This window comes from Amycolatopsis thermoflava N1165 (assembly GCF_000473265.1).
Taxonomy (GTDB): domain Bacteria; phylum Actinomycetota; class Actinomycetes; order Mycobacteriales; family Pseudonocardiaceae; genus Amycolatopsis_E; species Amycolatopsis_E thermoflava.
Window position 1 is genome coordinate 6,755,636 of sequence record NZ_KI421511.1, and the last position, 12,361, is coordinate 6,767,996.

14 protein-coding genes are annotated in these 12,361 nt (G+C 70.9%); 3 read left to right on the top strand and 11 right to left on the bottom strand.

Translation table 11 applies throughout. From position 1 onward, the window contains the following. Window positions 1-36: 36 nt before the first annotated feature. The 10 genes from AMYTH_RS0133605 to AMYTH_RS0133650 all read right to left on the bottom strand — a co-directional run bounded on the left by AMYTH_RS0133605 (window position 37) and on the right by AMYTH_RS0133650 (window position 8,414). Window positions 37-1,206 carry an acyl-CoA dehydrogenase family protein gene (locus tag AMYTH_RS0133605; RefSeq protein WP_027933910.1) on the bottom strand — a complete coding sequence of 390 codons (1,170 nt, stop codon included), beginning with the start codon at window positions 1,204-1,206 and terminating at the stop codon, window positions 37-39. After that, window positions 1,203-2,051, bottom strand: a complete 849-nt coding sequence (locus tag AMYTH_RS0133610; RefSeq protein ID WP_027933911.1) for a 3-hydroxyacyl-CoA dehydrogenase NAD-binding domain-containing protein — start codon at window positions 2,049-2,051, stop codon at window positions 1,203-1,205. The genes AMYTH_RS0133605 and AMYTH_RS0133610 overlap by 4 nt, the downstream gene beginning before the upstream one ends. Further along, window positions 2,048-2,788, bottom strand: coding sequence for an acetoacetate decarboxylase (locus AMYTH_RS0133615; protein WP_027933912.1), 741 nt, complete (start codon window positions 2,786-2,788; stop codon window positions 2,048-2,050). Before AMYTH_RS0133615 ends, AMYTH_RS0133610 begins: the two co-directional genes overlap by 4 nt. After that, window positions 2,785-3,927 carry a CaiB/BaiF CoA transferase family protein gene (locus tag AMYTH_RS0133620; protein ID WP_027933913.1) on the bottom strand — a complete coding sequence of 381 codons (1,143 nt, stop codon included), beginning with the start codon at window positions 3,925-3,927 and terminating at the stop codon, window positions 2,785-2,787. Before AMYTH_RS0133620 ends, AMYTH_RS0133615 begins: the two co-directional genes overlap by 4 nt. 100 nt (window positions 3,928-4,027) lie before the next feature. After that, complete coding sequence (locus AMYTH_RS0133625) at window positions 4,028-4,933, bottom strand: LysR family transcriptional regulator (RefSeq protein WP_027933914.1); 906 nt, start codon at window positions 4,931-4,933, stop codon at window positions 4,028-4,030. A gap of 10 nt (window positions 4,934-4,943) precedes the next feature. Further along, entirely contained in the window at window positions 4,944-5,486 is a 543-nt protein-coding gene (locus tag AMYTH_RS0133630; protein WP_027933915.1) for a hypothetical protein, read from the bottom strand. A gap of 101 nt (window positions 5,487-5,587) precedes the next feature. After that, the gene (locus AMYTH_RS0133635; RefSeq protein ID WP_027933916.1) at window positions 5,588-6,160 is read right to left on the bottom strand and encodes a TetR/AcrR family transcriptional regulator; all 573 of its coding nucleotides are present in this window, start codon (window positions 6,158-6,160) and stop codon (window positions 5,588-5,590) included. A gap of 28 nt (window positions 6,161-6,188) precedes the next feature. Continuing rightward, window positions 6,189-6,446, bottom strand: a complete 258-nt coding sequence (locus AMYTH_RS0133640) for a glutaredoxin domain-containing protein (protein WP_017985097.1) — start codon at window positions 6,444-6,446, stop codon at window positions 6,189-6,191. Window positions 6,447-6,462: 16 nt separating this feature from the next. Then, window positions 6,463-7,518, bottom strand: a complete 1,056-nt coding sequence (locus AMYTH_RS0133645; RefSeq protein WP_027933917.1) for an SDR family oxidoreductase — start codon at window positions 7,516-7,518, stop codon at window positions 6,463-6,465. Window positions 7,519-7,586: 68 nt separating this feature from the next. After that, entirely contained in the window at window positions 7,587-8,414 is an 828-nt protein-coding gene (locus tag AMYTH_RS0133650; protein ID WP_027933918.1) for a phosphoribosylaminoimidazolesuccinocarboxamide synthase, read from the bottom strand. A gap of 98 nt (window positions 8,415-8,512) precedes the next feature. On the opposite strand from AMYTH_RS0133650, the gene AMYTH_RS0133655 reads away from it, so the two are divergent. The 3 genes from AMYTH_RS0133655 to AMYTH_RS0133665 are packed head-to-tail and all read left to right on the top strand — an operon-like array spanning window position 8,513 to window position 11,340. Beyond that, window positions 8,513-9,907, top strand: coding sequence for an MDR family MFS transporter (locus tag AMYTH_RS0133655; RefSeq protein ID WP_228685058.1), 1,395 nt, complete (start codon window positions 8,513-8,515; stop codon window positions 9,905-9,907). 9 nt (window positions 9,908-9,916) lie between these two features. After that, window positions 9,917-10,816: a LysR family transcriptional regulator gene (locus tag AMYTH_RS0133660; RefSeq protein ID WP_037324212.1), complete on the top strand. Its 900-nt coding sequence runs from the start codon at window positions 9,917-9,919 to the stop codon at window positions 10,814-10,816. Window positions 10,817-10,875: 59 nt separating this feature from the next. Continuing rightward, complete coding sequence (locus AMYTH_RS0133665) at window positions 10,876-11,340, top strand: MarR family winged helix-turn-helix transcriptional regulator (protein ID WP_027933921.1); 465 nt, start codon at window positions 10,876-10,878, stop codon at window positions 11,338-11,340. Here AMYTH_RS0133665 and AMYTH_RS0133670 read toward each other — a convergent pair. Further along, complete coding sequence (locus tag AMYTH_RS0133670; RefSeq protein WP_027933922.1) at window positions 11,337-12,266, bottom strand: alcohol dehydrogenase catalytic domain-containing protein; 930 nt, start codon at window positions 12,264-12,266, stop codon at window positions 11,337-11,339. The two genes, AMYTH_RS0133665 and AMYTH_RS0133670, sit on opposite strands and share 4 nt — an antisense overlap. Window positions 12,267-12,361 lie beyond the last annotated feature (95 nt).

Below are 12,361 nucleotides of genomic sequence, written 5' to 3' on the forward strand. Positions count from 1 at the left end.
GTTGCTGAGAGTTATTGATCTGTGATGCAAGATCGGTTACACGAACGCGCTCTCGCCGGTCACGGCCTTGCCGACGATCAGGGTGTTCATCTCGCGGGTGCCCTCGAAGGAGTAGATGGCCTCCGCGTCCGCGAAGAACCGGGCCACGTCGTAGTCCAGGACGATCCCGTTGCCGCCGAGCAGTTCACGGCACCAGGCCACCACCTCGCGCATGCGCGCGGTGACGAACGCCTTCGCCAGCGACGACTGCTCGTCGCGGAAGATCCCGGCGTCCTGCAGGCGGGCCAGCTGGACCAGCATGCCCCACGACGCGGTGATGTTGCCGAGGCTTTTGACCAGCAGGTCCTGGACGAGCTGGAAGCCGGCGATCGGCTTGCCGAACTGCTTGCGCTCCTTGGCGTAGGCGAGCGCCGCCTCGTACGCGCCGATCATGACGCCCAGCGCCTGCCAGGCGACGCCGCCACGGGTGGCGCGCAGGATCTCGGCGACGTCCCGGAACGAGCGGATGTTCCGCAGCCGGTTCGCCTCCGGCACCCGCACGTCGCTCAGCGTGATCTCGGCGTTCTCGACGATCCGGAACGCCACCTTGTTCTCGATCTTGACCGGGACGAAGCCCTCGGCCGGGGTCTCCACGACGAACCCCTTGACGCGGTTGTCGTCGACGTCCCGCGCCCACACGACGACCAGGTCGGCGAAGGTGGCGTTGCCGATCCACCGCTTGGCGCCGTTGAGCACCCAGGTATTGCCCTCGCGCTTCGCGGTGGTGCGCATGCCGCCCGCCACGTCAGACCCGCCGAGCGGCTCGGTCATCGCGAACGCGCCGATCTTGTCCATGGCGGCCATGGCGGGCAGCCAGCGGTCGCGCTGCTCCTGGTCCCCGCCCGCGTACACGCTGTACATCGCCAGTCCGTTGTGGACACCGAAGAAGGTCGCCACGGACGGGTCGACGCGCGAGTACTCCGCGGCGAGCATCCCGGTCAGCAGGTGGCTGCCGCGGGGGAGCGGGTCGCCGTAGCCCTCGTAGGCCACGCCGGCCAGGCCCAGTTCGCGGAACTTGCCGATCAGCTCGCGCGGGAACTGGCCGCACGCCCAGTACTCGTTGACCAGCGGCTTGACCTCGGTCCGCATGAAGTCGCGGGCCCTGAGCAGCGTCTTGCGCTCCTCTTCGGACAGCAGGTCCTCGTAGCCGTAGAAGTCGGCGCTCATTCGGTGTCTCCTTGCCCTCGGGCGGCGAGGATCGCGAGCTGCTTGCGGTCGCGCTCCGCCGCGAGTTCGGTGTATGCCTTGTCGCCGTAGGCCTTCTCCACGGCTGCGATGACGCGCTCGGTGGCTGCCGGGTCCGGCTGCCCGGGCGTGATCCGCTGCATCGACGCGCCGATGTGCGTCGCGAGGTGCCGGTACCCGCCGGGACCGCCGCCGAGGTGTGCGCCGAGGAACGGCCCGACGGCCGCCCAGCGCAGGCCGAGCGAGTTGACCACGACCTCGTCCAGCCCGGCCGGATCGACGACGCCCTCCTGCACCAGGTGGATCGCCTCGCGCTGCAGGGCGTTCTGCAGCCGGTTGCCGACGAAGCCGGGCACCTCCTTGCGTTCCACGACCGGCACGCGGCCGAGCGAGCGGTAGAACTCCACGGCTTCTCGCACGGCTTCTTCGTTGGTGCGCGGGTTGGGGACGACCTCGACCAGCGGCATGATGTGCGGCGGGTTGAACGGGTGTCCGATGAGGACACGCGAGCCGTCGATGTCCGCGGTGAACTCGCTGGACGGGATCGCCGAGGACGAGCTGAGCAGCAGCGCGTGTGCGGGCGCCTCGGCGACCAGCCGGGCGAACAGCTCGCGTTTGAAGTCCAGCCGCTCGGGTCCGTTCTCCTGCACCACGTCCACGTCGCGCACGGCCTCGCCGACCGAGCCCGCGATCTGGACGTCGAGCCCGCCCAACGCTTCCGCGAGGTCCGGCCGCGGATCGCTGACCCGGACCTCGTGGCCGTGCGCGGCGAACAGGGCGGCCCAGGACAGCCCGATCGTGCCTGCGCCGATCACCGCGATCTTCATGACGCCTCCAGGTAGTCGTGCACCGGGATGACCGGCGCCAGGGTGAGATCGGTGAGCACGTGGCTCGCCGAAACGACCTCCCGCACGGGCAGATCGGCCAGCGGGGCGAGGACGTGCTCGAACAGCTGCAGCCGCGCGGGGCCGGTCCACGCCTCCTTGACCGTCACGTCGGTGATTCGGGTGCGGACGAGTTCCGCGACGCGTGGACGGCCGTCGTAACCGGGGACGATCTTGAGCATGAACGTCGGGACGGCGATCTGCTCGCGTGCCTCGGCGCGGTCGAGCGGGTGGTGCTTGTAGCCCATGGTCGCCGTCGCGACCCGGAGCGTGCCGTAGTCGAGCGTCCCGAGGAGGGCGCCGTGGTCGACGTACAACCGCGGCGCGCCAACGGTTTTCGGGTAGGCGCTGACTTCGCGGCCGGACGCGGTGGCCGGGAAGTTGTCCAGGTGCATCGCGTGCAGGTACTCGCCGCGCTCGTCGCCGAGCCGCACCGGGATCGCCTGCCCGGCCTCGGTGTAGGGGCCGTAGCCGCTCACGTCGCCCATGCGCATGACCTCGAAGCGCACCAGCGGCTCGTCGATCTCCAGCGGCTCCGGGACGACGGCCCGCAGCGCGTCGAAGTCGGTGCGGTAGACGATGTTGAGGTACTCGCGGTCGGTGAACCGTGGCACGACCGGCGCGTAGGCCGGGTTGGTCAGCGGGGTCGTGTGGCGCCGCGCGACGTCGGTGGCCTTCATCGTCCGCTCACCTCACGCAGCACCTCTTCGGTGTCGGCGCCGGGCACCGAGGGCAGACGGCGGATTTCGGCCGGGGTCGCCGAGAACCGGACCGGGATGCCCGCCGTGCGGACCGGGCCTTCGGTCGGGTGCTCGACCAGCCGGATCAGACCGCCGTCGCGGACGTAGGGGTCCTCGTCGGCGCGGTCGAGTTCCAGCACCGGCGCCATCGGAATGCTGTGCTTGGCACAGACTTCCGCCCACTCCGCGGTCGTCAGCGCCGGGGCGCACTCCTCGATCAGGTCGGCCAGCGCGTCCTTGTCCGCCGAGTCCACGTAGTCGCCGTTCACGCGCGGGTCCTCGGCCAGCTCGGGCCGACCCGCCGCGGCGAAGAAGTCCCGGAAGTTCTGCGGGTTGTACGGGATCACGCACGCCAGTCCGTCCTTCGTGCGCACCGCGCGGTGGCCCTGCCCCATGGACAGCGGGAACCCGGTGGGCGCCGACGGCGGCTCGAAGGTGTGCCCGGCGAGGTGCTCGACCAGGTTGAACGCGATCAGCGTGTCCGTCATCGGGATCTCGACGTGCTGGCCCCGCCCGGTTTTCCGCTGGTGCAGCAGCGCGGCGAGCACCGAGTAGGCGATGGTCAGCGCGGAGACCTTGTCGCCGAGGATCGTCGGCAGGTACACCGGCTTGCCCAGCGCGCGGTTCGCGATGTCGACGAGCCCGGACGCGGCCTGCACGGTCTCGTCGTAGGCGGCGTGGCCCGCGCGGTCGGAGTCGCCGCGGAAACCCTGCGCGTGCGCGTAGACCAGCTTCGGGTTGCGCCGGGACAGCTCGTCGTAGGTCAGGCCGAGCCTGCCGAGCGCGCCCGGGCGCATGTTGGTGATCAGCGCGTCGGCGGTGTCGATCAGTTCGAGCGCCCGCGCGCGCTGCTCGTCGTCCTTGAGGTTCAGGGCCACGCTGCGCTTGTTCCGGTTCACCGCCATCGCCAGCGCGGTCATGCCCGGCGTGTTGCGGTAGTGCCCGTTGCGGGCCGAGTCGCCCGGCGCCTCGATCCGGATCACGTCCGCGCCCAGGTCGCCCAGGATCTGCGCGGCGTACGGGCCCATCACCACCGTGGAGAGGTCGATGACCCGGATCCCGTCGAGTGGACCACTCATCACTGCTCCTCGTTCTCGTCCTCACCTGACAATTCGACGGTAGGTCCGAAAACGGGGACAGGGAATGATCAATGGGCGAACAATGGTATGACCGCAGCGGTCATACCATTTGCCGGAAAACTTCTCTGGCGTCCGCGACGAGCCCGGCCAACTCCGCCCCCGGACAGGCCCGGTCGCGTCGCCAGATGAGACCGGTCTGCAGCTCGGGGTGGAAGTCGGTGATCGGGAGCACGGCCACGTTCTCGACGCTGTAGTTGCGCATGGGACTGCGCGGGTCCAGCATCGAGACGGTGAACCCGAGGCCGCTCGCGACGATTTCGGCGACCCCGGAATAGTCCGTATGCGGCGGCTTGAGACGTTTCTTGACACCTGCCGCGCGCAGTTCCTGGTCCAGTTGTTCGAAATACACCGGCTGCGCTTCCGGCGGCACCGGGACGTACGGCAGGTCCACGAGGTCGGTGAGGCTCAGCGCTTCGCGGCCGTCGAACCGGTCCGCGGGCACGACCGCGCCCAGCGGTTCGGACAGCACCCGCACGACCTCCAGCGCGGGGTCGCTCACCGGCAGCCGGACCAGCGCGAGGCTCAGCCGCCCGTCGTGCACCGCCTCGACCAGGTCGCTGGTGCGGCCCGGCCAGCGCTTGAGGTCGAACCGGTCGCGGCAGCGTTCCTCCAGTTCCTGCACGCGGGCCCGCAGGTCCGGGTGCAGCCCGGCCGGCACCCCGATGAGCGCCATCCGGTGCCGTGGGCCGAGAGCCTCACGCAGCCGCCAGGGGATCGCGTTGAAGTGTTCGAGGGCCTCCCGGGCCAGGGGGAGGAGCGCGGCGCCGGCGTCGGTCAGCTCGACGCTGTGCGTGCTGCGCCGGAACAACCGGTGCCCCAGCTCGTGTTCGAGGTCCTTGATGCGCTGGCTCAGCGGGGACGCGGCCATGTGGAGTTTGCGCGCGGCCTGGGAGAAGTTCAGCTCCTCGGCCACCACGACGAAGTAGCGCAGGTGAAAGATCTCCACCCGGCCGAGCTTACGGGCGGCAGAAGATGAGCAGGACGCAGCTCGGTCCCGTCCGGGTGGTCGTGGTCGCGCCGGTGCTGGTGCCGCTGGTCGGGGTGCTCGTCTGGCCGGGGCCGGTCGGATCGGCCGGGGCGCCGGGGTCGGTGCTCGACGTCGGCGGCAGGTTGGAGTCGGTGACGGTGACCGTCTCGGTGGGTGTGCTGGTGCGCGACTTCGTGGCCCACGGGACGATGTCGCTGCCGTTCCCGGCCCCGGGGGAGGCATTGGTGACCACGATGCGGGACGAGCTGTTGGTGCGCTCGGTGGTGTTCTGGTTCCCGGGGACGCCGCCGCCGGCGAGGCCGCCGGTCGGCCCGGCCGGGAGGCTGAACAACGCGGCGTCGTCGTTGGGCGAGGTGTCCGCGCCGACCTTGACCAGGATCGCGGCGAGCCCGCAGCCCAGCACGACGGCGAGCATGACCGCCATCACCTGGAACCGGGATCTCGGGGTGCGGGGCTGTTCCGTCCAGCCCTCGCGCTCAAGCAGTTCGGCCACCGACACTTCGTCGTTCACCGGACCCACCTTTCGGACGCGAAGGCATACCGACAGTTGCGCGCATTTGTACCGCAACCGGGTGAAGGTGACTCAGCCGGGGCTGTGAAACAACGTCCAAATCACTGACGGTGTTGGGAAATCGCTCCAAGCAACTTGCGCACGCCCTGAATTGCACGATCGAAGTGATCCACGGAGTCCGCCGCGCGGGCGAGCACGTACCCGCCCTGCACCACCGCGGCGACGGTCGCCGCGGTGGCGCCGGTGTCCAGGTCCGCGGGCAGTTCACCGCGCGCCACACCGTCGGCGAGGACCCCGGCGAGCCGTTCCTGCAGCCAGCCGAGGGTCTCCTGCACCGGCTGCCGGAGGTCCTCGCTGGCCACGACGTCCGGGTCCTGCGCGAGCCGCCCGATGGGACAGCCGCGCAGGACCTCCCGTTCGCGCAGGAGGTACGCGTCGATGCGCTCGAGCGCGGTGCCGCCGTGGGCGAGCGCGGCCTCGGCCTCGGCGCGCATCTCCTCCGCGCTGCGGCGGATCGCGGCCAGCGCGAGGTCCGGCTTCCCGCTGAAGTGGTGGTACATGCTGCCCTGGCCGGCCTGCGCGTGCTGCTGGATGGCCTTCGGGCTGGTGCCGACGTAACCGCGGTCCCGCAGCAGTTCCTGCGTGCTGCGGATCAGCCGCTCCGAGGTGTCCACCCCGCCACTGTACCTATCGGTAGGTACGTCAGAGCAGCTCGGGAGCGTGCTCGCGCACGGCGGTCAGCACCTCGTCCACGCTCGGGTTGACCATGGCCGCCGGGCCGACGAAGACCGTCGGCACCGTCTCGTTGCCGTTCGCGACCTCCCGCACCCGTTCCGCCGCGCCCGGCTCCTCCCAGATGTTCACCTCGGTGAACGGCAGGCCGGCCCGTTCCAGGCCGGCCCGCAGCGCCATGCAGAAGCCGCAGCCGGGGCGCCAGTAGAACTCGACGGGAGTGCTCATGCTTTCAGGTTAACCATCAAGGGATCACTTTACGCTTGCGCAACTCGTCGAAGATCGACCGGAACATCTCCCTGGTGTCCACGAACTCGTGGAAACCGAACCGGCGTGCCTTCGAGCCGTCCGCGATCACGTCGTAGTCCCAGCCGAAGACGAAGTCGCCGAAGCGCCACGACGACACCTCGGCGAACGACGGCTCCAGCCCGTACCGCTCGCGCATCGACTCCCACAGCGGCTCCTTGTCCGCCATCGCGGTCTCCAGCGACATCGGCAACGGCGGCGCGACCTCCATGTCGAACCAGCGCGCCAGCTCCGGCCACAGGTCGCTCCACCGGAACAGGTCGCCGTTGTTGATGTTGAACGCCTGGTTGCCGCAGCGCTCGTCCGTCGCCGCCCACACCGTCGCCTTCGCCAGCAGCCCGGCGTCGGTCATCTCCAGCAGCGACGTGTACGCGCCCGGCTTGCCGGGGAAGCGCAGCGGCACCCCGAGTTCCTTCGAGATCGACGCGTAGACCGCGATCACGGTGGCCAGGTTCATCGGGTTGCCCAGCGCGAACCCGCACACCACCGACGGCCGCAGCGCCGACCACGTCCACGCCTTGCCGAGTTGTCGCTGCTCCAGGAAGTTCTGCTGGTCCACGTTGAACTCGGGCGGCAGGTGCGCCGGGTCGTCCTCGCGGGCCGGCGTCTTGAACGGGCCCAGGTGCGCGCCGTAGACCTTGTAGCCCTGCATCAGGCTGATGTGACGCAGACCGCGTGCGGCAGGCTCCACCGCGTCGACGAGGTTGACCAGCATCCCGACGTTCGGCGCGACCAGTTCGGCCCACGTCGGCTTGTCCTGGTAGGCGGCGTAGAAGACGTGTGTGACGTCGGTCAGCCCGCCCAGCTTGTCCCGCGCGTCGGCGGGGTCCAGCAGGTCGACGGCGATGTGGCGGACGGGTCCGCTCGACGGCCCGCCGCTCCGGGACAGCCCGATCACGTCCCAGTCCCCGAGCGAGACCAGGTGGTCGACAAGGTTGCGGCCGATGACCCCATTCGCCCCGGCGACCAGGGCGACTTTGCGTTCCGTGCTCATGCACCCAGATTCGGCCGCCGGGAGCGATAAGTCCAAGTCCCGTTGGTACCGGGACCCATGAGTGTTGTTTATGCCCAGGTGTTCCCGGTGATCCGCTCGTAGACCTCGATGTAGCGGGCGCGGGTGGTGGCCACCACGTCGGCCGGGATCTCCGGCGCGGGCGGGGTCTTGTCCCAGCCGGTGCCGCTGACCCAGTCACGCACGTACTGCTTGTCGAACGAGAACTGCGGGCGGCCCGGCTGCCAGCGGTCGGCGGGCCAGAACCGCGACGAGTCGGAGGTCAGGACCTCGTCGCCGAGGGTCAGCACGCCGTCGGCGTCCCAGCCGAACTCGACCTTGGTGTCCGCGACGATGATCCCGTTCTCCGCGGCCCGCTCGGCGCCCGCGCGGTAGATCGCCAGCGTCAGCTCACGCAGGCGCTCCGCGGTCTCGCGGCCTTCCTGGGCGACCACGTCGTCGAACGTGATGAACTCGTCGTGGCCCTCGGTGGCCTTGGTGGTCGGCGTGAAGATCGGCTCCGGCAGCTTGCTGCCCTCGACCAGGCCCGGCGGCAGCGCGACGCCGGAGACCGTGCCCTGCTTCTGGTACTCCTTCAGGCCCAGCCCGGTGAGGTAGCCGCGGGCGATGCACTCGACCTGCACCATCTTCAGCGGCTTGACGCGGATCGCGCGGCCGGCGAACTCCTCGGGCACGTCGGTGGACACGACGTGGTTCGGCACGATCTCCGCCAGGTGCTCGAACCACCACAGCGACAGCTGGGTGAGCAGCTTGCCCTTGTCCGGGATCGGGGTGGGCATCACCACGTCGTAGAGCGAGATCCGGTCGGAGGCGACGAGCAGAATTTCGTCGCCATCGGAGTAGAGCTCCCGGACCTTGCCCGCATAGATGTGCTTCATCGTCCCGTCCCGTGTCGCCGGATTTCGCCGCGCCCATCCTACGGTGCTGCTCAGCGGGCATTGACCTCGACATTACTTGAGGTTCTAGCTTCGGGATCATGCAACGGATTCCCTGGCCCGTGTGGCGGGTCTCGCTGGTGATCGTGTTCGGCGCCTTCGTCGGCATGCTGGACTCGTCACTGGTCAACGTCGGACTCGACCGGATCGGCACGGACCTGGGCGCCTCGCTCGACGAGGTGCAGTGGGTGTCGACCGCCTACCTCATCGCCCTCGCGGTGTCGCTGCCGCTGTGCGGGTGGCTCGGCCGCCGGATCGGCGTCGGGCGGCTGTGGCTGGGCGCCTTCGCCGCGTTCACCGTCGCGTCCGGGTTGTGCGCGCTGGCCGGCGACATCGGGTGGCTGGTCGTGCTGCGCGTCGTGCAGGGTCTGGCCGCCGGGCTGCTGACCCCGGCCGGGCAGACGATCCTCGGCCAGGCGGTCGGCCCGGAGCGGCTGGGGCGGGTGATGAGCATCCTCGGCATCGCGGTGAGCAGCGCGCCGGCGATCGGCCCGACCGTGGGCGGAGTGCTGCTCGACTCGCTGTCCTGGGAGTGGCTGTTCCTGATCAACCTGCCGATCGGGGTGATCGGGATCGCGCTCGGGTGGAAGTACGTGCCGCGCGGCGAGCCCGGTGGCGCCGGGCGGCTGGACTGGACCGGGTTCGCGCTGGTGGGGCTCGGGTTGCCGCTGTTCGTGTACGCGCTCACCTCGGTCGGCGAGGGCGGCGGCGGGATCGGCCCGTCGGTGCTGGTGTCGCTGGCGCTCGGCGCGGCCGGGCTGGTGGTGTTCGCGCTGCGGTCGTGGCGGCGGGAGCGGCCGCTGCTGGACCTGCGGCTGTTCGGCAACCGGGTGTTCGCGGCGGGCACGGTGTCGAGCCTGTTCATCGGCGCCGCGATGTTCGGCGCGATGCTGTTGTTCCCGCTGTACTTCCAGATCCTGCGGGGCGCGGACGTGGTGACCACCGGGCTGTCCCTGCTCTCGCTCGGCCTCGGCACGATGGTGGTGCTGCCGCTGGCCGGGTGGCTGACCGACCGGCACGGCGGCGGGATCGTCTCGCTCGTCGGCAGCGTGTGCACTGTGCTCACCACCGCGCCGTTCGCGTTCCTCGGCGCGGACGCGGACCCGGTGCTGCTGCAGGCGCTGCTGTTCCTGCGCGGGATGGCGCTGGCGTTGTCGGCGTCCCCGGCCGGGACGGCGGCGTTCGCGTCGGTGCGGCGTGAACAGCTGCCGGACGCGACCACGGTGCTGAACATCCTGATGCGGGTGGGCGGCGCGGTCGGCGGCGCGATGTGCGCGATCGTGTTGTCCCGGCTGCTGCCCACCGGCGCCGAGCACGCCTTCCAGGTCGCGTTCTGGTGGCTGACCGGCGCTTCGGCGATCGCGGTGGCCGCCGCCTGGTGGCTGTGGCTGGTGCAGCGGCATGAGCGGACCCGAGCGGTTCCGGTTCCGGCATAAGCTGTGCTCATGACCCTGCGGCAGCTGGAGTACCTGGTGACGATCGTCGACGCGGGCTCGTTCACGCGCGCGGCCGAGCTGCTGCACGTGACGCAACCCGCGCTGTCGCACCAGGTGCGGGCGCTGGAGCGGACGACCGGCGGGCCGCTGCTGGAGCGGCTGCCGCGGTCGGTGCGGCTGACGCCGATGGGCCGGGCCATGCTGCCGCACGCGCGGGCGACGCTGGCGGCCGCGCAGAAGGCGGTGTCCGCCGCGCGGCAGGCGGCCGGGCTGCAGTGCGGCGAGATCATGGTGGCGACCCTGTACTCGGTGAGCCTCGGTGTGCTGCCGCCGGTGCTCAAGGCGTGGCGGCGCGCCCATCCGGACGTGCACGTGCGGCTGTTCGAGCACCGGCACGCCGACGAGCTGGCCGCCGCGATGGCCCAGGGGCAGGCCGATCTCGCCGTCGGACCGGCACCGTCCGATTGGGACGGTCCGGTGCACCCGCTCGGCGAGGAGGAGTTCGTCGTGGTGGTGCCGCCGGACGATCCGGTGGCCACGGCGACCACGGTCCGGCTCGCCGACCTCGCCGAGCGGGAGTGGGTCCACTACGCGCCCGGCAACGGCCTCGCCGACCTGCTGGACCAGGTGTGCGGGGCGGCCGGGTTCCAGCCCCGCGCCGCCGTGCGGACCGAGCAGACGGCCGCCGCGCCGTCGCTGGCCGCCGCCGGTCTCGGCCCGGCGCTGGTGCCTGCGAACGTCCTGCCGCCGCGGTTCGCCGCGCACCTGCTGCGGCCGGACCCGCCGGTGCGACGCCGATTGGCGGCTTACACGCGCCCGGGTGGCGATCCTGTCGTGTCCGCGTTCATCGAAATCCTCCGCCGCAAGGCGATTCTGGTGCCGGGTCACGTGCGGCGCTGCCTGAATTGACCCGTTTCCCGGCCCGGCATCGGCTATATTCCAGCCCTGCCGATCGACTGGGAGGGTCCATGCAGGAGAGCCGGTGGCTGTCCGATGACCAGCTCCGGGCCTGGGTGCACTACCTCGGCGCACAGACCCTCGTGCAACGCGCGCTCGAGCGCCACCTGCACGAAAACGCGGGAATTTCCCATGCTGAATACGAAATCCTCACCAGGCTGGACGCCGCGCCGGACCGCCGGATGCGGATGGGTGAGCTGGCCGCGGTGCTCTTCTCGCCGGGCAGCAGGCTGAACTACCGGATCACGCGGCTGGCCGGCCTCGGCTGGGTCCGGCGCGAACAACACCCGACCGACCGCCGCGGCCTGTACGCGGTGCTGACCGCGGAGGGCGCCGAATTCCTCCACCGCGTCGCGCCCGGATACCGCAGGGCCGTGCACGAATGCGTGGTGGATCCGCTGACCGACGAGGAATTCGCCGAGCTGGGCCGGATCAGCCGGAAACTGTTCCAGCACCACCTCGGTCGCGGTGATTAGGGCAGCAGGACCAGACGGCCGCGCAGTCCGCCGTCGCGCAGCCGCGCCGCCGCTTTCGCCGCTTCGGCCAGGGGATGCGTGCCTGCCACGCGCAGCGTGAGGTGGCCGGACGCGGCCAGCCGGGACAGCCCGGTCAGGGCCACGCCGTCGGCCTTGATGCGCACCGCGTGGATTCGGACGCCCCGGTAGTTGTCCGGACCGTTGCCGATCACCGCCGCGAACGCGCCACCGTCGGCGACCGCGTCCAGAGCCGGGTATCCGAGCACGGCCGCGTCGATCGCGCCGTCGACCCCGCCCGGCACCCGCTTGCGCACTCCTTCGGCGAGGTCCTCCGTGCGCGGCACGAAGAACTCGGCCCCGAACCCGCGCACGACCTCCTCGTCGCTCGCGCCCGCCGCCGCCACCACCCGGAGCCCGCGCAGCGCGGCCAGTTCGACCGCGAACCCGCCGACCGCCCCGGCCGCACCGGTGACCAGGAGCGTCTGCCCGGTCTTCAGCGCCAGGGCGTCCAGGGCCTGTAGCGCGGTGAGCGAATTCAGCGGCAGGGTCGACGCCGCGACCGGATCGACTCCGTCCGGAGCCGGTGCGACGGCCGCCGCGTCGAGGACGATCTGCTCCGCCCACGTGCCGAGCGGGTCGGCCAGCCTGGTCCGCAGCCCGATCACCGCGTCTCCGGGCGCGAACGCCACCCCGGCGCCGGCCTCTTCGACGACTCCGGCGACGTCCCAGCCGATCGCCGTCGGGCCGGTCCCGGCGACCACGCCCATCTCGGCGAACGCCCCGGCCGTCGTGGCGAGGTCCACCGGGTTGACCGCGGCGGCCGACACCCGGATCCGCACCTGTCCCGGACCGGGCACCGGGACCGGCACGTCCACGACCTCCAGGGCCTCGGGGCCGCCGAACTCCTGCACGACTACCGCACGCATTCTTCGTCTCCTCCGGAATGAATCGATGGCGTCTGCAGTCGTTGAGAACCGGAGGCGCCGCGACGCCCATCCCGCAGCGAGGCACGCACTTTCAA

Excerpts from the sequence above, each read along its gene's own strand:
- AMYTH_RS0133605 (WP_027933910.1), bottom strand. The coding sequence starts at position 1,206 with ATGAGCGCCGACTTCTACGGCTACGAGGACCTGCTGTCCGAAGAGGAG.
- AMYTH_RS0133610 (WP_027933911.1), bottom strand. The coding sequence starts at position 2,051 with ATGAAGATCGCGGTGATCGGCGCAGGCACGATCGGGCTGTCCTGGGCC.
- AMYTH_RS0133615 (WP_027933912.1), bottom strand. The coding sequence starts at position 2,788 with ATGAAGGCCACCGACGTCGCGCGGCGCCACACGACCCCGCTGACCAAC.
- AMYTH_RS0133620 (WP_027933913.1), bottom strand. The coding sequence starts at position 3,927 with ATGAGTGGTCCACTCGACGGGATCCGGGTCATCGACCTCTCCACGGTG.
- AMYTH_RS0133640 (WP_017985097.1), bottom strand. The coding sequence starts at position 6,446 with ATGAGCACTCCCGTCGAGTTCTACTGGCGCCCCGGCTGCGGCTTCTGC.
- AMYTH_RS0133645 (WP_027933917.1), bottom strand. The coding sequence starts at position 7,518 with ATGAGCACGGAACGCAAAGTCGCCCTGGTCGCCGGGGCGAATGGGGTC.
- AMYTH_RS0133650 (WP_027933918.1), bottom strand. The coding sequence starts at position 8,414 with ATGAAGCACATCTATGCGGGCAAGGTCCGGGAGCTCTACTCCGATGGC.
- AMYTH_RS0133655 (WP_228685058.1), top strand. The coding sequence starts at position 8,513 with ATGCAACGGATTCCCTGGCCCGTGTGGCGGGTCTCGCTGGTGATCGTG.
- AMYTH_RS0133660 (WP_037324212.1), top strand. The coding sequence starts at position 9,917 with ATGACCCTGCGGCAGCTGGAGTACCTGGTGACGATCGTCGACGCGGGC.
- AMYTH_RS0133665 (WP_027933921.1), top strand. The coding sequence starts at position 10,876 with ATGCAGGAGAGCCGGTGGCTGTCCGATGACCAGCTCCGGGCCTGGGTG.
- AMYTH_RS0133670 (WP_027933922.1), bottom strand. The coding sequence starts at position 12,266 with ATGCGTGCGGTAGTCGTGCAGGAGTTCGGCGGCCCCGAGGCCCTGGAG.